We start from the raw sequence: 21,774 nt of genomic DNA, 5'->3' as shown, positions 1-21,774 counted from the left end.
ATTCCGGTCGGCACACTCTTGTATCCGCTTAGGGATTAAGCGATCTTATCACTTAACCTCATGATGTGGCTATCATTGACGTGTTGGCCACGGCCTGACGGGAACCGGTTCGGGAAGAGCCGCCATTTAAGGAGGGCGCCAGAAGGGGCCCGGTTGTTTCAGGATGAATGACGGACACCTCCAGGATGGAGAAAGTGAGCGGAACAGGGAATTACCGTGGGCAGGGTTGCCGCAGGGAATAATGTGGGATGACATGGGCCGCTTCATGGACAGGGGTTGCCGATACGGAGTGTTGCAAGGTTATATGACAATAACACCACATCAAGGATGACGGCAGGGAGCATAAGGATAGCGGGAGTGCTATAAACGAACCGGGGGTACTGTTTTTGCAGTACCCCCTTTTCTTTATTACGCCTACCGGCATAGGCTCATTAAACACTCGCGGGAGGGGGCATGGCGCTTACAGACAGTCAGGTGGCGGATATCAATATGCTGGCGGCCTTCTTATCCCTGGATCACACGCAAGGGGCGGATCCTGGGCAATTGGCCGAACGTTATCGGGCGGATATCCTGATCCTGCTCGGCAACGCCGTACTGGCCACGGACGAACAGGCTTTTTCGGCCATGGCCGCCGGCGTATCGCCGATGCTGCTTATCGCCGGCGGCGTGGGGCATGCCACCGAGTTGCTCTATGGGGCGGTGGCCCGTCATCCGGTGTATGGCGGCATTGCCACCGCGGGGCGCAGCGAAGCGGAAATCCTGCGGGATATCGGCCGGCGGTTTTTCGGGCTTGACGACGAACGCATTCTGCTGGAAACCCAATCGACCAATTGCGGTGAAAATGCCCGTATGGCGCGGCTCACGTTGGATCGGGCCGGCCTGCATCCGGATACCGTGATCCTCACCCAGGATCCGTTAATGCAGCGGCGCACGGACGCCACTTTTCGCCGGGTTTGGCGAGATCGGCCCGCCGTCCGGTTCATTGACTGGCCGACGTTGTCGCCGCGTTGGCAACGCGGCCCAGACGGGACGGGACTGCGCCCTCAGGATGCCGCGTGCTGGCCTGAGGCGCGTTTTATATCGCTGTTGCTGGGCGAAATTCCCCGTTTGCGCGATGGGCCGGGCGGCTACGGCCCCGGCGGCGCCGATTTTATTGAACACGTCGACATTCCGTCCCCGGTGGAGGCAGCCTATGACCGACTGGCGGCCGCGTTGGGCGCCAATTACGGCGACCGGGTGATTTAGGCGATGCCTCGTCGTATTCCCCGAAGTCGCCGAAGGCGGCCCCAAGGTCGGGATTGCCGCGGGTGATATGCGGTATGCGCGGGACGAATTAGGGCCGGGCGGCGTTCGATGTTATCCTCACAGGTTCCGCCGGGCGTGTCCCGCGATGATCTTAAGTGGGGAGCTCCGTCTATGGAATTACACTCTCGGGTCCGCCAGCATTTGTTCGCTATTGAGCAGGTCATGAAACAGCTGGCGCTATGGCAATCCCATCCGCCGGCCCGCGGCGCCTTTGACAGCCGGGAGCCCTTTTGTATCGACACCATGGAAGCGCAGCAATGGTTGCAGTGGATTTTGCTGCCGCGTATGCACGCCTTGCTGGACAGGCAGGCGACGTTGCCGACGCGTTTCGCTATCGCGCCCTATTTCGAGGAGGCGCTGCCCGATGCCAAATCGCTGCTGGCGTTATTGCGACAACTGGACGCCATGCTGGATACCCGTTCAAGTCCCGATTAGGCGTTGACCCATTATCAGGCGTGCCGTAAAACCCCGTCCTTTTGGGAGGGAGGTCAAGATCAAGACATGTTATCGCGATGAGCATCCGATGGCGGCGAAGCAGTCGGCCCGCGGGTACGCCGCAATGGGCCGGGCCGGGATTCTCCCTACATATGAGAGGGTTGAGTTTCCCTCGGCCACGGTTCAGGATAGGGCCACGGCCTTACAGTGAAATTCATTAACGGGAGTTCGATTCATGGCACAAGTGGGTATTTTTGTCGGCACGGTTTACGGAAACGCACTGCTGGTCGCCGAGGAAGCGGAAACCATCCTGACGGAACGCGGCCACCAGGTGAAACTGTTCGAAGAGGGTACCCTGGAATCCTGGCAGTACTATCGCCGGCATCACGCCTTGATCGTTACGTCCTCCACCGGGCAGGGGGATTTACCCGATAGCATCGCGCCGTTGTTTCAGGCGGTAAAGGATCAGGTGGGGTATCAGCCGGAACTGCGTTATGGCGTGATTGCGCTGGGCGATAGCAGTTATGAGCATTTCTGCGGCGCCGGCCACCGGTTCGATGCGCTATTACAGGAGCAAGGCGCGCAGCGGATCGGGGAGTTACTGGAAATCGACGCTCAGGAATACCCCGAACCGGAAGTGGTCTCCTCGCCCTGGGTGGAAAAGTGGGCGGCGCTGATTCACGAATGACGGGCGGCCCCGCATAACGGGGCCGGCTGATTATGAGGCTTTACCGCGCGTCAATTTTTCCAGATCCGCTTCGATTTCAGCGATCTTGTTGGCAACCACCATTTCCAGGTGCCGTAAGTCGTCAAGGATTTTGTGTTTAAGATCCGCTTCGGTTTGCTCGCGCTGGCAGATCTGATCCAGTTCGTCAATGACATACCGCAGATTTGGACTGATTTCGTTGATTTCGCGGTATCCTTCGGCCACGTTGTCGGAAACCACTGTCTTGCGCTGGCGCGGGTATTTGAATTTCACGCTTTTGGCGAAAAATTCTCCCTTGTCCCGGCGGAAATAAATCTTAAGGATGTCGTTATTGGCTTCCTGACGCAGGCTGTAACGTTCGATATCGTCCGGATGATTAACGCCGAGGCTTTTCAGGTTATCGTACATAGCGCTACCTCTTGGTGTGTATACTCGTCAAAATTCACGATGCCACTTTGTTGGCTGTATTCGCTCGCCATCGCGCCGCAACTTGAAGCATGTAGAGTATATATTATCCTATTGCGGGTTGTATTATGGCGCCCGCGGGCGCCAGAAACTCATCATACTTCAGGTTGCCTCTTGTCTTGGCTGCGTTTGTTCACAGGCCGTCGAGATGCAACTCGAATCATCGAGAGTATAAAGTGCCATAAACGGCTCATCCTAGCCAGATATCCGGGCGGGATCCGTGTTTGCCGCGCAGGACTCAGTCTATTGTGCGCAATAACTCATTGATGCCCACTTTGCCGCGGGTTTTTTCATCGACTTTTTTCACGATAACCGCGCAATACAGGCTGTAACGGCCGTCCTTGGACGGTAAATTGCCCGAGACCACCACGGAGCCCGCGGGTACGCGGCCGTAATGCACTTCACCGGTTTCCCGGTCATAGATTTTGGTGCTCTGGCCGATGAATACGCCCATTGAGATCACCGATCCCGTCTCGACAATCACGCCCTCGACGATTTCCGAACGGGCGCCGATAAAGCAGTTGTCCTCAATAATGGTCGGATTGGCCTGCAACGGCTCCAACACCCCGCCGATGCCCACGCCGCCGGAAAGGTGGACATGTTTACCGATCTGCGCGCAGGACCCCACGGTGGCCCAAGTGTCCACCATAGTGCCTTCATCCACGTAGGCGCCGATATTAACATAAGAGGGCATCAAGACGGTGTTGCGGGCGATGAACGCGCCTTTGCGCACGCTGGCCGGGGGCGCCACGCGGAAGCCTTCGCGCTGGAAACGCGCCTGATCGTAATCGGCGAATTTCATCGGGACCTTATCGAAAAAACGGGTTTCCGCGCCGTCGATAAGCTGATTGTCGCTAATGCGAAACGACAGCAATACCGCTTTCTTCAACCATTGATGGGTAACCCACTGGCCGTCGATTTTCTCGGCCACCCGCAACGTACCGTCGTCCAGTCGGTCGATGACCTGGTTGACCGCGTCGCGAGTCCGGTCGTCCACCGAGGCGGGGGTCATTTCCGTCCGGCGCTCAAACGCATTTTCAATGAGTTGCTGTAATTGCTGCATCCTGTTTTCGTCCTGTACATGCCGATAGTAAGTAAATACTGCTGGTCGGTGCATCGCTAGCCGCCGCGATGCGACTCGATATCTTAAGGGTATATATCACATTTTTTCGCCGGGAGTGAGCGCGGCGATCAACCGTTGGCGTAGTTCCTGCCGGATTTCCGGGCTGAGGGCGCGGCGATCGCCGTCGGCCAGGATAAACAGGTCTTCAACCCGTTCGCCAATGGTGGAGATCCGCGCGCCGTGCAACGATACGCCCAAATCCACGAACACCTCGCTGACCCGGGCCAGCAAACCCGGCTGGTCCAACGCCGTCAGTTCCAGATAACTGCGTCTGTCGGAATGTCCGGGCAGGAATTCCACCAGGGTCGGCACCGAGAAATGCCGCAGTTTGGCGGACGGTCTGCGCGCGCGCGGATGCTGGTATTCCCCCGGTTGCAGAATTTGCAACAGCGCCTGGGCGACGATGGCATGGCGATCGGCCGCCAACGGGCTGCCGTCCGGTTCGAGAACCACGAACGTATCCATGGCCATACCGTCGCGATTGGTAAATATCTGCGCGTCGTGCACGCTCAGGTTACGGCGGTCCAGTTCTCCGGCCACGGCGGCGAACAGATAGGGGCGGTCCTGGCTCCAGATGAAAATCTCGGTTCCGCCTCGGGTGGCCTGAGGGCTTATCAGCACCAGCGGCTGAGAGTAGTCATGCCGTAGCAAGTGGCGGGCATGCCAGGCTAATTGATTAGGGGAGTGACGAAGGAAATAATCCGCCCGGCAGCGGTTCCAGAGCGCGTGAAGGGCCTCCTCGTCGACATTTTCCATACGCAACAGCGCCAGCGCCTGCGCCCGGTGATGGCGGATCCGCGCCCGCATATCCGGAGCGCTCTCCATACCGCGCCGCAACTGTTTTTCCGTGGCGAAAAACAGCTCACGCAACAGACTTTGTTTCCAACTGTTCCACAAGGTTTCGTTGGTGGCGCAAATATCGGCCACCGTCAGACATAGCAGGTAATGCAGGCGGCTTTCCGTCTGGATATCGGCGGCGAAATGCAGCACCACGGCGGGATCTTGAATATCGCGGCGCTGCGCCGTCACCGACATGACCAGATGAAAACGCACTAGCCATGCCACCAACTGCGCTTCGCGGGAATGCAGGCCGTGCAGTTCGGCGAACTCAAGGGCGTCCTTGGCGCCAAGAAGGGAATGATCGCCGCCGCGGCCTTTGGCGATATCATGAAACAGCGCCGCCAGCAGCAGCAAATGCGGATGCGCCAGGCGGGGAAACAGTTCCACACACAACGGGTGCCGGGCGCGCTCGTTCTCATCGGCAAAACTTTCCAGCTTCAGCAAGACCCTGATCGTATGCTCATCGACGGTATAGGCGTGGAACAGGTCGAATTGCATCTGCCCGACGATATTGCTCCATTGCGGCATATAGGCCCAGAGCACGCTATGGCGGTGCATGGGCAACAATGCATGCCTGACCGCGCCGGGATGGCGGAGGATCTCCATAAATAACCGGCGGGCCTCGGCAATGGTGCAAAGCGGCGCCTCGAGATGCCGGCGGGCGAACCGCAGCTGCCGCAGGGTGGCGGAATAGATACCGGTGATATGTTGATGGCGCACCATTTGATAGAACATGCGCATAATGGCTTCCGGCCGGCGCACGAACAAGGTGTCGTCGCGCAAATCGATAAGACTGCCGCGCAACTGAAAATCCTCGTCCAACGGCTGGGGTTTTTCGTCCGGCGCCAGCGTCAGGATGGCTTCGTCGAACAACTGCAGCAACATTTGATTCAATTCGCCTATCCGGCGGGTCACCCTGAAGAAATCCTTCATCATCCGTTCTACCGGCGCGTTGCCCGCGCCGTGATAGCGCAGGATTTGCGCCACGCTTTGCTGACGATCGAACAGTAGGCGATTATCATAACGGGTGATGGCCAGGTGCAACGCGAAGCGGATACGCCAGAGAAAACTCTGGCATTCCATGAGCTCGTCGCGTTCGGCCTGGGTCAGAAAGCCGAAACCCACCATTTCGTCAAGGGACGTGGCGCCGAAATGCCGGTGGGCCACCCAAAGCAGGGTATGAATGTCACGCAGGCCGCCGGGACTGCTTTTGATATCCGGTTCAAGATTATAGCTGGTGCCATGGTAGCGCTGGTGCCGTTCCTCTTGTTCCGCCAGCTTGGCGGGGAAAAACTGGCAGGATGGCCAGAAGTCTTCGCTGAAGATGCTTTTCTGTAGCTTAAGAAATAACGCCACATCGCCGCAGATAAGCCGCGATTCGATCAGGTTGGTGGCGATGGTCAGGTCGGCCAGCCCTTCATGCAGGCATTCCCCAAGGCTGCGCACGCTGTGTCCCACTTCCAGCTTCAAATCCCATAGCAGCGTGAGCAGTTCGCTGATGTGCTGAGCCTGCGGCGCGGGCAGCGGCGCTTGGCTTAGCACCAGCACGTCGATATCCGAAAGGGGATGCAATTCGCCGCGGCCGTAGCCGCCCACCGCCACCAGCGCGGTTTCCGCTACCTCGTCGAAACCATAAAAACGCCACAGTTGACGCAGCAACTGGTCGATGTACAGCGCCCGTGCGTCTATCAGAATTTCGGCCGGCACGCCGGCATTGAAGGCATCCGCCAGCCAGGTCTGGAATTCATCCAGCCGGCAGCGCAAAAACGCCCGGTTCAACGCTTCATCGGGCCAGGTGAGCGGCGATGAGGGTTTGGTGGGTAATTTGCCGTCGGCGGGTTGTTCGGTATACTGAAGAATTCTGTCCGGCATTCGGGTGCCCATGATAAAACCGGCGCGTCCGGAAAAGAACGCAACCTGCATAAGTAATCAGGTACGCGCCGGCCAACGGCCCGTACCGCCTGTTCGCCGGCGTCGCTCCCCCCGGACGATCCCGGATTCAGGCCGCATGGGATATCACGGCCGGCATGGTTTCTTCCTCGCGCAGCGTCATGATTTCGCAACCGTCTTCCGTGACCACAATGGTATGCTCATATTGCGCCGACAAGCTGTGGTCCTTGGTCTTCACCGTCCAGCCGTCCTTCATGGTCCGGATGCGGTAATCGCCGGCATTAACCATGGGTTCAATGGTAAATGCCATGCCCGGCTGCAAGACGACGCCGCCGTCATCGGCATCATAATGCAACACCTGCGGATCTTCATGGAAGCCTTCGCCGATGCCGTGACCGCAGTATTCGCGCACCACCGAGAAGTTTTCCGCCTCGACAAAGCGCTGAATGGCCCGTCCCAGGCTGCGCAGACGGATACCCGGCTTGACCATTTTGATGGCCAGATACAGGCTTTCCTGGGTTATCCGGCAGAGCCGCTGGCCCAGTATGGTCGGTTTGCCGACAAGAAACATTTTGGACGTGTCGCCGTGAAAACCGTCCTTGATGACGGTGACATCGATATTGATGATATCGCCGTCCTTGAGTTTCTTTTCATCGGAGGGAATACCGTGACAAACCACCTCATTCACCGAAATACAAACGGACTTGGGGTAGCCGTGATACCCCAGGCTGGCCGAGATGGCATGTTGATGTTCGGTAATATGCTGATGGCACAAGCGATCCAGCTCGCCGGTGCTGACGCCGGGCACCACATGGGGTTCGATGATTTCCAGCACTTCGGCGGCCAGTCGGCCGGCGATGCGCATCTTTGCGATATCGTCTGAATTTTTAATTGGAATTGCCATGAATAGATCCGCAGTCGGCGTGAATGTCGACGATTTAGGGTTAAAATAGAACGTAAGGGATTATGTTATCAGTCCCCGAGCGGGACTGCCAAATTATCATTTGGCGACGGAAGGGCTTTGAACAAATAGTGGAGTCCGGACGCGGTTTATGGTATAAAGCGCGCCGACGGGCGGTATAGACCGTGAAGGTCGCGAAAGCCGCCCCAACAAATAGGCTCAATTGTGTTATTACACACACGTATCGGCACATGCGCCGGGGTGCCCCGTTGTTAATGGCGGGGTCGGCCGCATGGGATGCGTGGAGGCGTAACCCCAATCCATCTATAGAGGTTTAATCATGGCAACTGTTTCCATGCGTGACATGCTCAAGGCGGGTGTTCATTTCGGACACCAGACCCGTTACTGGAATCCGAAAATGAAACCCTTTATTTTCGGCGCGCGCAACAAGGTTCATATCATCAACCTTGAGCAAACGGTACCGATGTTCAACGAAGCCCTGGCCGAGCTGAACAAGATTGCCGCCCGCAAGGGTAAAATCCTTTTCGTCGGCACTAAACGCGCGGCAAGCGAAGCGGTGAAGGAAGCGGCCAGCAATTGCGATCAGTTTTTCGTGAATCATCGCTGGTTGGGCGGCATGCTGACCAACTGGAAAACGGTCCGCCAGTCCATCAAACGTTTGAAGGATCTGGAAACCCAATCCCAGGACGGCACCTTCGAAAAGCTGACCAAGAAAGAAGCGCTGATGCGCACCCGTGAACTGGACAAGCTGGAAAACAGCCTGGGCGGCATCAAGGATATGGGCGGCCTGCCCGACGCTTTGTTTGTCATTGATGCCGAGCATGAACACATCGCCATCAACGAAGCCAACAATCTGGGCATTCCGGTGTTTGCGATAGTCGATACCAATTCCGATCCCGATGGCGTGGATTTCATCATCCCGGGTAACGACGACGCCATTCGCGCCATCAATTTGTATTTGAGCGCCGTGTCCACCGCTATTCGCGAAGGCCGTTCCCAGGACCTGGTCGAACAAGCCGAAGAAAGCTTTGTGGAAGCTGAATAATAAGGCATGCTCTCCTGTGCCCGATATCGTCCGGCCGGCGTGCCGGCTCCGCGAAAGAGGGCGGGCATGGGTTATGGAGCCCTTATTAACCAAGTTTATACTCTAGATAATTCGAGTTGCATCGCGGCGGCAAGTGAACGACGAATCCGTCGGGAACAAATGCAAGCCGCCGGCGGCGGATCTTCGGTGAGAAACTGCGTGTTTCCCATTATCCCCGGGAGCATAGATAACGCTGTGACCGGGATGAGCGAGCGAAGCCGACCAAGAGGCAATATGAAGCATGGCGAGTATAAAGAGTTACGTTGGTTAGAGGGCCTGTCCGCAGGCCCTCTTTTTTACCTGTCCCCCGCATGGGATAACGAGGAAAAGATATGGCTGATATTACCGCCGCTCTGGTGAAAGAACTGCGTGAACGCACCGGCGCAGGCATGATGGAATGTAAAAAAGCGCTGGTTGAAGCCCAGGGCGATATTGAACTGGCTATCGATAACATGCGTAAGTCCGGCCAGGCAAAAGCGGCCAAGAAAGCCGGCCGCGTCGCCGCCGAAGGCGTCATCCTGACCAAAATCGCCGAAGATGGTAAATACGGTGTTATCGTCGAACTCAACTGTGAAACCGATTTCGTGGCCAAAGACGGCGGCTTCAAAGCCTTCGGCGACGGAGTGGTCGCCGCCGCCCTTGCCGAGCGCATCACCGACATCGAAGCGCTGAAAGCCAAATTCGAAGAGCAGCGTACCGCCATGGTGGCCAAAATCGGTGAAAACATCAATATTCGCCGGGTTGCCGCCCTGGAAGGCGACGTACTGGGCGCCTATCTGCATGGCGCGCGCATCGGCGTGCTGGTTGCCGCCTCCGGCGCCGACGGCGAACTGGTCAAGCACATCGCCATGCATGTCGCCGCCAGCAAGCCTGAATATGTCAATGCCGCGGATGTCCCGGCCGACGTCGTGGCCCGTGAACATCAGATCCAGCTTGATATCGCCATGCAGTCCGGCAAACCCCGCGAAATCGCGGAAAAAATGGTTGAAGGCCGTATGCGCAAATTCACCGGCGAAATTTCTTTGACCGGCCAGCATTTCGTCATGGATCCCAACAAAACCGTGGGTCAGTTGCTGCAAGAACACAAGGCCAGCGTGCTGAATTTCATCCGTTTCGAAGTGGGCGAAGGCATTGAGAAAGCGTCGGTGGATTTCGCCGCGGAAGTCGCCGCCATCACCAAGCAATCGTAATAAGATAAAGATAGTGCGTACAATCTCCCGTTCGGTTGTACGATAGTAACCGGCCGGGCCTGGCGCTGAATCGCGCCGGCCGTCGGCGCTTACCGTCGCGCGGGCCGCCTGTGCCCGTTCGGCTCCGCCGGCATGCAGGGCCGGCCGCCAGCGATAAGTCAGGGGACATTCGCCGCGGGATTCCAATCCGCAAGACGCGGTGAGTTGTCGTGTCAGCCCATCTTGTTTTCGTTGCTTAGGAACAGAAAAATGGCAACCAATGCGAAACCCGTATACCAACGTATCCTGCTGAAATTGAGCGGCGAGGCTTTGCAAGGCGCGGAAGGTTTTGGTATCGACGCCAGCGTCCTGGACCGCATGGCCCAGGAAGTCAAAGAACTGGTGGAACTGGGCATTCAGGTTGGCGTCGTCATCGGCGGCGGCAACCTGTTTCGCGGCGCGGGTCTGGCGCAGGCCGGCATGAACCGGGTGGTCGGCGATCACATGGGCATGTTGGCGACGGTCATGAACGGGCTGGCCATGCGCGACGCGCTGCACCGCGCTTATGTCAACGCGCGTCTGATGTCCGCCATTCCCTTGAACGGCGTTTGCGATAATTACAGCTGGGCGGAGGCCATCAGTCTGCTGCGCAATAACCGGGTGGTGATATTTTCCGCCGGTACCGGCAATCCCTTTTTCACCACAGACTCCGCCGCGTGTTTGCGCGGTATTGAAATCGAGGCGGACGTAGTATTGAAAGCCACAAAAGTGGATGGCGTTTTTTCCGCCGATCCGGTCAAAAATCCCGATGCTACACTTTATGAACAGCTAAGCTACCAGGATGTACTGGAGCAGGAACTGAAAGTGATGGATCTGGCGGCTTTCACACTGGCCCGCGATCATAATTTGCCGATTCGGGTGTTTAACATGAACAAGCCGGGCGCATTACGCCGGGTGGTGATGGGCGAGAAAGAAGGCACGCTCATTACTAAATAATAATAGGTTACTATCAAGGGCGAGATGCCCGAGGTCTTGGCCGGCCGGCGCCGGTTGAGATCATCATGGGCTTGACATAGATTCGAGTCCCACCGGATAACCAGTCTCAAGGGTTCGCAACGTGATTAATGAAATCCGCAAAGATGCCGAAGCGCGTATGGAAAAATGCGTCGAGGCATTCAAAAACCATATCGGCAAAATCCGGACCGGCCGCGCTTCCCCGGCGCTGCTTGATGGTATTCATGTCGAATATTACGGCGCGGCGACCCCGTTGCGCCAGTTGGCTAACGTGGTGGCCGAAGATTCCCGCACATTGGCCATTACGGTATTTGACCGCACGCTGACCCAAGCGGTGGAAAAAGCGATTTTGTCCTCCGATCTCGGATTGAACCCCGCTTCCGCCGGCACGGTGATCCGCGTCCCGCTGCCGCCGCTGACCGAAGAGCGCCGACGGGATCTGATCAAGGTCGTGCGATCCGAAGCCGAGCAGGGTAAGGTCTCTGTGCGCAATGTGCGTCGCGATGCCAACGATAAGGTCAAAATGCTGCTCAAGGACAAAGAGATCAGCGAAGACCAGGACAGGCGTTCGCAGGACGATATCCAGAAACTCACCGACCAGTACATTAAAAAGATCGATGGCGCGCTGGCGGAAAAAGAAGCCGAGTTAATGGAAATTTAATCATTTTGCCCAAGACTTGTCGCCGTAGCGACGGATCCTGCGGGATCGCGCGTCGCTACGGTTTTTTTTTGTCGGCAACGTCATAGACAAATGTTGCGCAACGTTTCAGACTACGTTGCTTCGATCATTATCACGATATGCGGTCATTTCAGAGTACCTCATGAGGCATTTGACGATTCTCGGCTCCACCGGTTCGGTCGGCGTCAGCACGCTGGCTGTCGTAAAGCAAAATCCTGATAAATTCGCCGTGCGCGCGCTGGCGGCAGGACATAACGTCGAGGGGCTCGCGGCGCAATGTCTGGCGTTCCGGCCCGCCTACGCCTGTATGGCCGATGAGGAATCGGCGCGGGCGTTGCGTTGGCGGTTGCGCGATGCCGGCGTCGGCACCGAGGTGCTGGCGGGCAGCCATGCGGCCGGCGAACTGGCGGCGTTGGACGGGGTGGATCAGGTTATGGCGGCCATTGTCGGCGCCGCCGGTCTATTACCCACGTTGGCGGCGCTGCGCGCCGGCAAGACAGTGCTGCTGGCCAACAAGGAGTCTTTGGTGACCTGCGGGCGATTGTTCATGAGCGAGGCCCGTCGCAGCCAGGCGCGGCTGTTGCCGGTAGATAGCGAACATAGCGCGATTTTTCAGAGTTTGCCTGAACCCCTGCGGCGTCAACTAGGGTACGCTTCCCTGGAGGCCCACGGCGTGTCGCGTATTATTCTTACCGGTTCCGGCGGGCCTTTTCGCCAGACGCCGCTTAACGAACTGGCGGCGAAAACGCCCGATCAGGCCTGCGCGCATCCCAACTGGTCGATGGGGCGCAAAATCTCGGTGGATTCGGCGACCATGATGAATAAGGGGCTGGAGTATATCGAGGCCCGTTGGTTGTTCAATGCCTCCGCGGCGCAAATGGAAGTGATTTTGCACCCGCAGTCGGTGATTCATTCCATGGTGCGTTATCACGACGGCAGCGTACTGGCCCAACTGGGATCGCCGGATATGCGCACGCCCATCGCCCATGCCATGGCCTATCCCGAGCGGGTCGATGCCGGGGTCGAGGCGCTCGATTTTTATCGCATCGGCCAATTGACATTCGACCGGCCGGATAATGCGCGCTACCCTTGTTTGCAACTGGCGATACAGGCGTCCGAAGCGGGCCAGGCGGCCACCACCGCGCTCAATGCCGCCAATGAAGTCGCGGTCGAGGCTTTTTTACAGGGGCGAATCCGTTTCACCGATATCGCCGCGCTCAATGGCGCCGTACTGGAACGTATGGTTTTGGCGGAGCCGGACAGCATCGAGGGCGTGCTGGAAATCGACGCGCAAGCGCGCGACATCGCCAGGGGCGAAATCGTGGCGCGGACCCATTAAGCGCCAGCCGGTTTCCGTTTGCCCGATTTGTTCCGCCGCTGGCGAAATGTTATAGTCAGCGCCACCTCCCTCCTGAGAGATGGCCGGCTAAGAAGGATTCAGGAGCGAGCCGTGTCAGCGCACGGCTTTTTTGCGTATTCGGGGCCAATTGTTCCGGAAAGATGGTTGTATACCCAAAAAATCCGAGTTGCGGCGCGACGCAAGCCAGCACGGCGGCAATGTGAAAGATGACGGGTATACCTTATTGAGGAAACACGTAAGCGCTATGTCGTCCGACAATCAGCAAGAGGCTACTGTCCCGCCATCATCCGTGCCAAGGCATGTGGCCATCATCATGGATGGCAATGGCCGTTGGGCGAAAAACCGGGGTAAATTAAGGGTCTTCGGCCACAAGGCCGGGGTCAAGTCGGTGCGTCGCGCAGTCAGCTTTGCCGTAAGCCACCATTTCGACGCGTTGACGCTCTATGCTTTTAGCAGCGAAAACTGGAACCGGCCGACCCAGGAAGTGTCCGCGCTGATGGAGTTGTTTGTACGAGCGCTGGACAGCGAGGTGAAAAGTCTGCACAAACATAATGTCCGGTTGCGCATCATCGGCGATGTCAGTCGTTTCGGCTTGCGGTTACAGGAGCGTATTCGCCGTTCCGAGGCGCTGACACGCGAGAATAGTGGCCTGACACTGAATATTGCCGCGAATTATGGCGGCCGTTGGGATATCATTCAGGGCGTGCGGCAACTGGCGGTGAAGGTGCAGGAAGGTTTGCTGCGGCCTGATCAAATCGATGAGGACAGCCTGTGCCGACATGTGTGCCTGAACGAGCTGGCGCCGGTGGATTTGGTTATCCGCACCGGCGGAGAGCACCGCATCAGCAATTTTCTGTTGTGGCAGATAGCTTATGCCGAGCTCTATTTCACCGACGTGTTATGGCCCGATTTTGACGAAAACGTATTTGAAGGTGCGCTGAATGCCTTTGCTCAACGCGAGCGTCGCTTCGGAGGAACTACGCCTATTGATGCCGATGCGTCCTAGGGGGGATGTTTGCTGAAGTCTCGCTTGATTACCGCCTTTATTTTGATACCGATAGTTATTGCCGCGCTCTTTTGGCTGCCGCCGGAGGGCTTCGCGCTGGTAACCTTGGCGGTGTGCATGCTGGCCGCCTGGGAATGGGGACAATTGGCCGGCCTGACAACCCGCAATCAGCGCATCTGGCTGGCTATTTTATGCGGGCTGCTGTTGGCCGCGATGCTGTTGACGTTGCCCGAATACCATCCTGTATCCGCCGCCTGGCAGGTGAAATACGCGCTCGGCGCTTCGCTGATATGGTGGCTGGCCGCGCTGGTTCTGGTGCTGTGCTATCCGCAATCCGCCGCGCTCTGGCGCCGCTCGAACACCTTGCGGCTGGTTTTCGGCGTGTTGACCATCATGCCGTTTTTTTGGGGTATGGTGACGCTGCGCCAGCACGAATACGCTCTGAATCACTTTACCGGCGCCTGGTGGCTGCTGTACGTCATGCTGTTGGTGTGGGGTGCGGATTCCGGCGCCTATATTTTTGGCCGGACGCTGGGCAGACACAAACTGGCGCCCAAGGTCTCGCCCGGCAAAACGTGGGAAGGGCTTTGCGGCGGCCTGCTGACGTCGGCCATGATTTCCTGGCTGTTCGGGAAATATGCGCCGTTGAATGCGGTACCGCTGAGCCTGTTGTTGTGTTCGGTTATCGCGGTGCTGGCGTCGGTATTGGGAGACCTGACGGAAAGCATGTTCAAGCGTGAAGCCGGCATCAAGGATAGCGGCACGTTGATTCCGGGCCATGGCGGCATTCTGGATCGCATTGATAGCCTTACCGCGGCCGTGCCGGTATTCGCCTGTCTGATGCTGCTGGTTTTCAAGGCTATTTAATCGAGGGGCCGGGAATGATCATAGTGCATTTTCTCTGGAGTCTCGCGGCATTTATCGTTGCGCTGGGTATTTTGATCACCGTGCATGAATTTGGCCATTTCTGGGTGGCCCGCCGTTGCGGCGTCACGGTGGAACGTTTTTCCATCGGTTTCGGGCGCGCCCTTTGGCGGCGAACCGACAGGCGCGGCACGGAATATGTCGTTGCCCTGATTCCGCTGGGCGGTTATGTCAAAATGCTTGACGAAAGGGTGGATACCGTCCCGCCGGAGCGACGGCATGAAGCGTTCAATCATAAACGGGTATGGCAGCGCGCCGCCATCATCAGCGCGGGACCCGTCGCCAACTTCATTTTCGCGGTGTTTGCCTACTGGCTGGTATTCCTGATCGGCGTACCCAGCTTTCGTCCCGTGATTGGCGAGGTCGCCCCCGGGTCCATCGCCGCGCAAGCTGAAATTTCTCCCGGGATGGAACTAAAATCCGTTGACGGTATCGAAACGCCTGATTGGGATTCGGTCCGCCTTGAACTTATCGGCAAAATAGGCGACAGTCAGGCCGCCATCGGCGTCGCGCCATTCGGGTCGTCGCACGTCGAAAGGAAAATCCTTGATTTGCGGGCATGGCGGTTTGAGCCGGACAAACAAGATCCCATCGCGGCGTTGGGCATCACTCCACGCGGTCCGCAGATAGAATCGGTATTGTCGGAGGTTCAAAAAGCGTCCGCGGCGGAGAAAGCCGGTTTGCAAGCGGGCGACAGGATCGTTAAAGTCGATAATCGTCCGATTGGACGCTGGCAGAACTTTGTGATGCAGGTACGGGATCAACCCGGCAAACCGTTGGCCCTGGAAATCGAACGTAACGGAAAAATGCTGTCCGTGACGTTGATTCCCGATGAAAAAGCGGTGGGCAACGGCGAGGTGGAAGGTTTTGCGGGTGTGGTGCCGCAGGTGATACCGCTGCCTGGGGAGTATAAAACGATACGCCAGTACGGCCTGTTGCCTGCGATGTACCAGGCGGGCGACAAGACCTGGCAGCTGATGAAACTGACAGTCGGCATGCTGGGCAAACTGGTGACGGGCGATGTGAAGCTGAACAACCTGAGCGGGCCGATTTCCATAGCCCAGGGCGCAGGAATGTCGGCGGAATACGGCCTGATATATTACCTGATGTTTTTGGCGTTGATTAGCGTCAATCTGGGTATCATCAACCTGTTCCCGTTACCGGTATTAGATGGTGGTCACTTGCTCTTCCTGGCGATAGAAAAGCTTAAGGGTGGGCCGGTTTCCGAACGAGTGCAGGATTTCAGTTATCGCATCGGTTCAATTTTACTGGTGCTGTTAATGGGGCTGGCACTTTTCAATGATTTCTCCCGGCTTTGACGCTGGAGATTACGTTAGGAAGAACGAATAACCACGATGGCGATGAAAAAGTTGCTCATAGCGTCGCTGCTTCTTAGCAGCGCCACCGTATACGGTGCGGACGGGTTCGTAGTCAAGGACATCCATTTCGAGGGACTGCAACGAGTCGCCGTCGGGGCGGCGTTGCTCAGCATGCCGATACGCGTCGGCGATACGGCCACCGACGAAGACATCGGCAATACCATCCGTGCTTTATTCGCCACCGGAAACTTTGAGGATGTTCGGGTGTTGCGTGATGGAGATACATTGGTCGTTCAGGTCAAGGAGCGGCCCACCATTGCCAGTATCACCTTTTCCGGCAATAAAGCGGTAAAAGACGATCAGCTGAAACAGAATCTCGAAGCCTCCGGTGTCCGGGTCGGTGAAGCCCTGGACCGCACCACCATCACCAATATCGAACAGGGGCTGGAGGATTTCTATTATAGCGTCGGCAAATACAGCGCGACGGTGAAGGCGGTGGTGACGCCGCTGCCCCGTAACCGGGTCGATTTGAAACTGGTCTTTACCGAAGGGGTATCGGCCAAGATCCAGCAGATCAATATCGTCGGCAATCACGCTTTTTCCACCGAAGAGCTGGTGTCTCATTTCCAATTACGGGATGAGGTGCCCTGGTGGAACGTGGTGGGCGATCGCAAATACCAGAAACAGAAACTGGCGGGCGATCTGGAAACCCTGCGCAGCTTCTATCTGGATCGCGGCTACGCCCGTTTCAATATCGATTCCACCCAGGTCAGCCTCACGCCCGATAAAAAAGGCATTTACATTACCCTGAATATCACCGAAGGCGCGCAGTATACGCTGTCCGGCACGGTGGTAAACGGCGATATGGCCGGGCATTCGGCGGAAATCGAGTCCCTGGCGAAGGTTAAGCCCGGCGACCTTTATAGCGGCGCCAAGGTCACCAAAATAGAAAATGACATCAAGCAACTGCTGGGTCGCTACGGTTATGCCTATCCGCGGGTGGTGACGCAACCGGAAATCAACGATGCCGACAAGACGGTGAAACTGCATATCAATGTGGACGCCGGCAACCGTTTCCTGGTCAGGCGCATACGCTTTGAGGGCAACGACGTTACCAAAGACGAAGTGCTGCGCCGCCAGATGCGGCAGATGGAAGGGGCCTGGCTGGGCAGCGATCTGGTCGAACAAGGCAAAGAACGGCTTAATCGGCTCGGTTATTTCGAAACCGTCGATGTGTCCACGCAACGGGTGCCCGGCACCGACGATCAGGTGGACGTCGTGTACAAGGTGAAGGAACGCAATACCGGCAGCATCAACTTCGGCGTCGGGTTCGGTACGGAAAGCGGCGTCAGCTTCCAGTTCGGCATTCAGCAGGACAACTGGCTGGGTACCGGCAACACCGTCGCCTTCAACGGCACCAAGAACGACTACCAGACCTACGCCGAACTGTCGATGACCAACCCGTTCTTTACCGTGGACGGCGTCAGTCTGGGCGGGCGCATCTTCTATAATGACTTCAAGGCCGACGATGCCGACTTGTCGGATTATACCAACAAAAGTTATGGCATCGGCTCCACCTTGGGCTTCCCCATCAGCGAAACCAACTCGCTCAATCTGGGTGTCGATTACGTCCATAACGATTTGTCGAAGATGCAACCGCAGGTGGCCATGTGGCGCTACCTGGACACCATGGGCATCCATCCGCCCATTGTCGTGGGCGAGAACAAAACCGCCGACGCTGATTTCAGCACGGATGATTTCTTCTTCTCCACCGGCTGGAGCTACAACAATCTCGACCGGGGGTATTTCCCCACGTCCGGCACCACCTCCAGTCTGATCGGCAAGGTGACCGTACCGGGCTCCGACAACGAGTACTATAAACTGACCTTCGACACCACCAGCTACCTGCCGTTGACCGATAGCGGCAACTGGGTGCTGATGGGCCGCGGGCGCGCCGGCTATGCCGACGGCCTGGGCGGCAAGGAAGTGCCGTTCTACGATAACTTCTACGCCGGCGGTTCCAGCACGGTGCGGGGGTTCCGCTCGAATACCATCGGGCCGAAAGCGGCGTACTATAACTGTCCGTCGGGCTCCACCTCGTATTCCACCTGTCCGATCGACCGCTCCAGCGACGGGGTGGGCGGCAACGCCATGGCGCTGTTGAGCGCGGAATTGATTGTACCGACCCCGTTTGTCAGCGCAAAATACGCCAACTCGATTCGTACGTCGTTCTTTGTCGACAGCGGTACGGTCTGGGATACCAAATGGCAAAATACCGCGGAAACCCTGGCGGCCGGCGTGCCGGATTACAGCAAGCCGGAGTTGCGGGTATCGAGCGGTTTCGCGTTGCAGTGGATGTCGCCCTTGGGGCCGTTGGTGTTCTCTTACGCCCAGCCGGTCAAAAAGCAGGAAGGCGACAAGGCTGAGCAGTTCCAGTTCAATATCGGTAAAACGTGGTAATATTGCGTGACTTCACAGCGCGGTCGGTGGGCGGAACAGAAATTTAGCCCGCTGACCGCCGGTTGACGGGAATAGCGTGTCCATGCGGCCGGTTTCGGTCGCGCAAAAACATTAGCTTATTTATCTGTGGTTTAAGGAGTTTATAGTGAAAAAGTGGTTGTATGCCGCGGGCCTCGGTTTAGCATTGGCTGCCTCAGCCAGCGTGCAGGCTGCTGACAAGATAGCTGTCGTCGACGTCGCAAGCGTTTTCCAGCAATTGCCTCAGCGCGCTCAGGTCGCGCAGCAATTGGAAAACGAATTCAAGGGACGCGCCGCCAGCCTCCAGGCACAGGAAAGGGATTTGCAAAGCAAGATGCAGCGTCTGCAACGTGACGGCTCCACCATGAAAGCCAGCGATCGCAACCGCCTGGAGAAAGACGTCATGGCACAGCGGGAGGATTTTTCCAACAAGGCGCAAGCCTACGAACAGGATAACCGCCGCCGTCAGGCTGAAGAACGCGACAAACTGATAAGCCGAATACAAGACGCTGTCAAGGTCGTCGCTTCCAAGCAGGGTTATGATATCGTCCTCGATAAAAATGCCGTGGTTTACGCCGGCGGCGCCAAGGACATCACCCCTGATGTGCTAAAACAGGTTAAATAAGTCATGTCATCTATTCGACTTGCTGATTTAGCGCAGCAGTTGGATGCACAATTGCACGGTGATGGCGATACCGTTATCACCGGCATTGCCTCCATGGGGTCCGCTAAAGCCGGCCAAATCACTTTCCTGGCCGATAGCCACTTTCGCGAAAAGCTCGCCTCCTGTCAGGCATCCGCGGTGGTGCTCGCTGCGGATGATTTGCCGTTTTGCCGGAGCGCCGCGCTGGTGGTCGCCAATCCCTATCTGGCATATGCCCGCATGGCGCAGTTAATGGACACCACGCCATCCCCTGCCGAGCATATCGCTCCCGGCGCGGTCATCGATCCGACGGCGCGGCTTGGCGAGCGGGTGGCCATCGGCGCCAATGCGGTTATCGAGTCCGGTGTGGAACTCGGCGATGATGTGGTCATCGGTCCGGGCTGTTTCATCGGCAAAAACACTCAAATCGGCTCCGGCACGCGGTTATGGGCCAATGTCACCCTTTATCACGATATCCGCGTCGGCGAGCATTGCCTGATACAATCCGGTACGGTTATCGGTGCCGACGGGTTCGGCTATGCCAATGATCGCGGTACCTGGATAAAAATACCGCAACTCGGCACGGTGCGCATCGGCGATCGCGTCGAGATCGGCGCCTGCACCACCATTGATCGCGGCGCGCTCGACGACACGGTTATCGGCAACGGCGTTATCATCGACAATCAATGCCAGATTGCACATAACGTCACGATTGGCGACAATACGGCGGTAGCCGGCGGGGTCATTATGGCCGGCAGTTTGAGAATCGGCCGCTATTGCATGATTGGCGGCGCCAGCGTCATCAACGGCCATATGGAAATCTGCGACAAAGTGACGGTCACCGGTATGGGGATGGTGATGCGGCCCATTACTGAGCCCGGCGTCTATTCTTCGGGGGTTCCCTTACAGCCGAACAAAGTGTGGCGCAAGACTGCGGCGCTGGTCATGAATATCAGCGAAATGAACAGGCGGCTTAAGGCTATCGAGCGGAAAACAGCACCAAAAGACTGACCGTTTTCGCCCTGCCTAGCGGGTAATGCGCGTTCGGGCCGCTTTGGCCTGACGGAGACATTTTTGATTTGCGGCTTGCTAAATGACCCCCCTCGGGGTGTTGCAGGCCGTGTTGTTAATGCCATCGTTTTTTTCAGACAGGAAGAGTATTTTGACTACTGACACTCATACTCTGCAAATAGATGAGATCTTGGAACTGCTCCCTCACCGTTTCCCTTTTTTACTGGTGGATCGCGTCCTTGATTTCGAAAAAGGGAAATTTTTGCGCGCGGTGAAAAATGTCTCTTTCAACGAGCCTTTTTTTCAGGGGCATTTCCCCGGCAAGCCGATCTTTCCGGGCGTCTTGATCCTTGAGGCGATGGCGCAGGCGACCGGCATCCTGGCGTTCAAAAGCGTCGGTAAACTGGAGCCGGGTGAGCTATACTATTTTGCAGCTGTGGATAGCGCTCGTTTTAAGCGTCCAGTTCAACCCGGCGATCAAATGATCCTTGAGGTTGAATTCATCAAAGAGCGCCGCGGAGTCGCTCGCTTCCAGGGCGTCGCCAAGGTAGATGGCGAAATCGCCTGTGAAGCGTCGATGATGTGCGCCCGCCGTCGGGAGTCCTGAGAACGTGATTGACCAATCCGCCTTCGTCCATCCGAGCGCCATCGTAGAAGACGGCGCCAGACTTCACGCCGGCGTGCATGTCGGTCCTTTTTGTTTCATCGGCGCACAGGTCGAAATCGGCGCCGGCACGGTGCTGAAATCCCATGTGGTGGTGAACGGCATCACCCGCATCGGCGAGTCGAATCAAATATACCCGTTCGCGTCCATCGGTGAGGTAAACCAGGATCTGAAATATGCCGGCGAGCCGACCCGCGTGGAAATCGGCGATCGCAACCGTATCCGGGAAAGCGTCACGATTCATCGGGGCACGGTGCAAGGCGGGGGCGTCACCCGGGTGGGCAACGACAATCTCTTAATGGTCAATGCGCATGTCGCGCACGATTGCAAGGTCGCCGATCGTTGCATCCTGGCGAACAATGCCACGCTGGGCGGCCATGTCACCATCGACGATTACGCCATCATCGGCGGCATGACCGCCATTCATCAGTTCTGTTCCATCGGCGCGCACGTCATGGTCGGCGGCTGTTCCGGCGTCGCTCAGGATGTGCCGCCCTATGTTATCGCCCAGGGCAACCATGCCACGCCTTTCGGTTTGAATATCGAGGGATTAAAGCGGCGTGGTTTTGACCGCGAAGCCATACAGGCCATCCGCGCGGCCTATAAACTCATTTACCGTAGCGGTAAAACCCTGGAAGAGGTTAAACCCGAGCTGGAAGCGCTGGCGGCGGAAAACGCCTCGGTCGGTGCTTTTACCGAGTTTCTCGCCCGCTCGCAACGAGGCATCATCCGCTAAT

Annotated in this window: 20 protein-coding genes; 16 read left to right on the top strand and 4 right to left on the bottom strand. The window is 57.3% G+C overall.

Going from position 1 to position 21,774, the window contains the following annotated elements; all coding sequences use genetic code 11:
- Positions 1-453 precede the first annotated feature (453 nt).
- From FCN80_RS11845 to FCN80_RS11835, 3 genes are all read left to right on the top strand, one after another.
- Entirely contained in the window at positions 454-1,245 is a 792-nt protein-coding gene (locus FCN80_RS11845) for a YdcF family protein (RefSeq protein ID WP_136990370.1), read from the top strand.
- A 171-nt stretch (positions 1,246-1,416) separates the two neighbouring features.
- Complete coding sequence (locus FCN80_RS11840) at positions 1,417-1,740, top strand: YqcC family protein (protein WP_136990369.1); 324 nt, start codon at positions 1,417-1,419, stop codon at positions 1,738-1,740.
- Positions 1,741-1,975: 235 nt separating this feature from the next.
- Positions 1,976-2,428: a flavodoxin gene (locus FCN80_RS11835; protein WP_136990368.1), complete on the top strand. Its 453-nt coding sequence runs from the start codon at positions 1,976-1,978 to the stop codon at positions 2,426-2,428.
- Positions 2,429-2,458: 30 nt separating this feature from the next.
- Here FCN80_RS11835 and FCN80_RS11830 read toward each other — a convergent pair whose 3' ends face one another.
- The 4 genes from FCN80_RS11830 to map all read right to left on the bottom strand — a co-directional run bounded on the left by FCN80_RS11830 (position 2,459) and on the right by map (position 7,668).
- A complete protein-coding gene (locus FCN80_RS11830) occupies positions 2,459-2,854 on the bottom strand; it encodes a DUF3461 family protein (protein ID WP_136990367.1) in 396 nt (131 codons plus the stop codon).
- 295 nt (positions 2,855-3,149) lie between these two features.
- Positions 3,150-3,974, bottom strand: coding sequence for a 2,3,4,5-tetrahydropyridine-2,6-dicarboxylate N-succinyltransferase (dapD, locus tag FCN80_RS11825; RefSeq protein WP_136990459.1), 825 nt, complete (start codon positions 3,972-3,974; stop codon positions 3,150-3,152).
- Positions 3,975-4,070: 96 nt separating this feature from the next.
- On the bottom strand, positions 4,071-6,797 hold the full coding sequence (glnD, locus tag FCN80_RS11820; protein ID WP_230492631.1) for a bifunctional uridylyltransferase/uridylyl-removing protein GlnD: 2,727 nt from the start codon (positions 6,795-6,797) through the stop codon (positions 4,071-4,073).
- A 76-nt stretch (positions 6,798-6,873) separates the two neighbouring features.
- Positions 6,874-7,668 carry a type I methionyl aminopeptidase gene (map, locus tag FCN80_RS11815; protein WP_136990366.1) on the bottom strand — a complete coding sequence of 265 codons (795 nt, stop codon included), beginning with the start codon at positions 7,666-7,668 and terminating at the stop codon, positions 6,874-6,876.
- 337 nt (positions 7,669-8,005) lie between these two features.
- On the opposite strand from map, the gene rpsB reads away from it, so the two are divergent.
- From rpsB to lpxA, 13 genes are all read left to right on the top strand, one after another.
- The gene (rpsB, locus tag FCN80_RS11810) at positions 8,006-8,731 is read left to right on the top strand and encodes a 30S ribosomal protein S2 (protein ID WP_136990365.1); all 726 of its coding nucleotides are present in this window, start codon (positions 8,006-8,008) and stop codon (positions 8,729-8,731) included.
- Between the two features lie 371 nt (positions 8,732-9,102).
- Positions 9,103-9,960, top strand: a complete 858-nt coding sequence (tsf, locus tag FCN80_RS11805) for a translation elongation factor Ts (RefSeq protein WP_136990364.1) — start codon at positions 9,103-9,105, stop codon at positions 9,958-9,960.
- Between the two features lie 249 nt (positions 9,961-10,209).
- Positions 10,210-10,935: a UMP kinase gene (gene pyrH, locus FCN80_RS11800; RefSeq protein ID WP_136990363.1), complete on the top strand. Its 726-nt coding sequence runs from the start codon at positions 10,210-10,212 to the stop codon at positions 10,933-10,935.
- Positions 10,936-11,056: 121 nt separating this feature from the next.
- Positions 11,057-11,614 (top strand): ribosome recycling factor, encoded by a 558-nt coding sequence (frr, locus tag FCN80_RS11795; protein ID WP_136990362.1) that lies wholly within the window; start codon positions 11,057-11,059, stop codon positions 11,612-11,614.
- A 160-nt stretch (positions 11,615-11,774) separates the two neighbouring features.
- Positions 11,775-12,971, top strand: coding sequence for a 1-deoxy-D-xylulose-5-phosphate reductoisomerase (gene ispC / locus FCN80_RS11790; protein WP_136990361.1), 1,197 nt, complete (start codon positions 11,775-11,777; stop codon positions 12,969-12,971).
- Between the two features lie 265 nt (positions 12,972-13,236).
- Complete coding sequence (gene ispU, locus FCN80_RS11785; RefSeq protein WP_136990360.1) at positions 13,237-13,998, top strand: (2E,6E)-farnesyl-diphosphate-specific ditrans,polycis-undecaprenyl-diphosphate synthase; 762 nt, start codon at positions 13,237-13,239, stop codon at positions 13,996-13,998.
- Between the two features lie 9 nt (positions 13,999-14,007).
- Positions 14,008-14,865 (top strand): phosphatidate cytidylyltransferase, encoded by an 858-nt coding sequence (cdsA, locus tag FCN80_RS11780; RefSeq protein ID WP_136990359.1) that lies wholly within the window; start codon positions 14,008-14,010, stop codon positions 14,863-14,865.
- Between the two features lie 14 nt (positions 14,866-14,879).
- On the top strand, positions 14,880-16,241 hold the full coding sequence (gene rseP, locus FCN80_RS11775) for a sigma E protease regulator RseP (RefSeq protein WP_230492630.1): 1,362 nt from the start codon (positions 14,880-14,882) through the stop codon (positions 16,239-16,241).
- Positions 16,242-16,283: 42 nt separating this feature from the next.
- The gene (gene bamA / locus FCN80_RS11770; protein ID WP_230492629.1) at positions 16,284-18,701 is read left to right on the top strand and encodes an outer membrane protein assembly factor BamA; all 2,418 of its coding nucleotides are present in this window, start codon (positions 16,284-16,286) and stop codon (positions 18,699-18,701) included.
- 145 nt (positions 18,702-18,846) lie between these two features.
- Positions 18,847-19,344, top strand: coding sequence for a molecular chaperone Skp (gene skp, locus FCN80_RS11765; RefSeq protein WP_136990357.1), 498 nt, complete (start codon positions 18,847-18,849; stop codon positions 19,342-19,344).
- 3 nt (positions 19,345-19,347) lie between these two features.
- The gene (gene lpxD, locus FCN80_RS11760; protein ID WP_136990356.1) at positions 19,348-20,373 is read left to right on the top strand and encodes a UDP-3-O-(3-hydroxymyristoyl)glucosamine N-acyltransferase; all 1,026 of its coding nucleotides are present in this window, start codon (positions 19,348-19,350) and stop codon (positions 20,371-20,373) included.
- Between the two features lie 82 nt (positions 20,374-20,455).
- Entirely contained in the window at positions 20,456-20,980 is a 525-nt protein-coding gene (fabZ, locus tag FCN80_RS11755; RefSeq protein WP_230492628.1) for a 3-hydroxyacyl-ACP dehydratase FabZ, read from the top strand.
- Positions 20,981-20,984: 4 nt separating this feature from the next.
- On the top strand, positions 20,985-21,773 hold the full coding sequence (lpxA, locus tag FCN80_RS11750; protein WP_136990355.1) for an acyl-ACP--UDP-N-acetylglucosamine O-acyltransferase: 789 nt from the start codon (positions 20,985-20,987) through the stop codon (positions 21,771-21,773).
- Position 21,774 lies beyond the last annotated feature (1 nt).

The organism is Martelella alba (genome assembly GCF_005217455.1).
Lineage (GTDB): Bacteria > Pseudomonadota > Gammaproteobacteria > Enterobacterales > Enterobacteriaceae > Acerihabitans.
The sequence above is the reverse complement of the archived record's forward strand: the minus strand, read 5'-3'. Positions and strand labels throughout refer to the sequence as shown.

What these genes read in the sequence shown, in the direction of transcription:
- map (WP_136990366.1), bottom strand. Translation starts at nt 7,668, where the DNA reads ATGGCAATTCCAATTAAAAATTCAGACGATATCGCAAAGATGCGCATC.
- dapD (WP_136990459.1), bottom strand. Translation starts at nt 3,974, where the DNA reads ATGCAGCAATTACAGCAACTCATTGAAAATGCGTTTGAGCGCCGGACG.
- glnD (WP_230492631.1), bottom strand. Translation starts at nt 6,797, where the DNA reads ATGCAGGTTGCGTTCTTTTCCGGACGCGCCGGTTTTATCATGGGCACC.
- FCN80_RS11830 (WP_136990367.1), bottom strand. Translation starts at nt 2,854, where the DNA reads ATGTACGATAACCTGAAAAGCCTCGGCGTTAATCATCCGGACGATATC.
- rseP (WP_230492630.1), top strand. Translation starts at nt 14,880, where the DNA reads ATGATCATAGTGCATTTTCTCTGGAGTCTCGCGGCATTTATCGTTGCG.
- fabZ (WP_230492628.1), top strand. Translation starts at nt 20,456, where the DNA reads ATGACCCCCCTCGGGGTGTTGCAGGCCGTGTTGTTAATGCCATCGTTT.
- pyrH (WP_136990363.1), top strand. Translation starts at nt 10,210, where the DNA reads ATGGCAACCAATGCGAAACCCGTATACCAACGTATCCTGCTGAAATTG.
- ispC (WP_136990361.1), top strand. Translation starts at nt 11,775, where the DNA reads ATGAGGCATTTGACGATTCTCGGCTCCACCGGTTCGGTCGGCGTCAGC.
- tsf (WP_136990364.1), top strand. Translation starts at nt 9,103, where the DNA reads ATGGCTGATATTACCGCCGCTCTGGTGAAAGAACTGCGTGAACGCACC.
- FCN80_RS11835 (WP_136990368.1), top strand. Translation starts at nt 1,976, where the DNA reads ATGGCACAAGTGGGTATTTTTGTCGGCACGGTTTACGGAAACGCACTG.
- bamA (WP_230492629.1), top strand. Translation starts at nt 16,284, where the DNA reads ATGAAAAAGTTGCTCATAGCGTCGCTGCTTCTTAGCAGCGCCACCGTA.
- lpxD (WP_136990356.1), top strand. Translation starts at nt 19,348, where the DNA reads ATGTCATCTATTCGACTTGCTGATTTAGCGCAGCAGTTGGATGCACAA.
- ispU (WP_136990360.1), top strand. Translation starts at nt 13,237, where the DNA reads ATGTCGTCCGACAATCAGCAAGAGGCTACTGTCCCGCCATCATCCGTG.
- FCN80_RS11845 (WP_136990370.1), top strand. Translation starts at nt 454, where the DNA reads ATGGCGCTTACAGACAGTCAGGTGGCGGATATCAATATGCTGGCGGCC.
- rpsB (WP_136990365.1), top strand. Translation starts at nt 8,006, where the DNA reads ATGGCAACTGTTTCCATGCGTGACATGCTCAAGGCGGGTGTTCATTTC.
- FCN80_RS11840 (WP_136990369.1), top strand. Translation starts at nt 1,417, where the DNA reads ATGGAATTACACTCTCGGGTCCGCCAGCATTTGTTCGCTATTGAGCAG.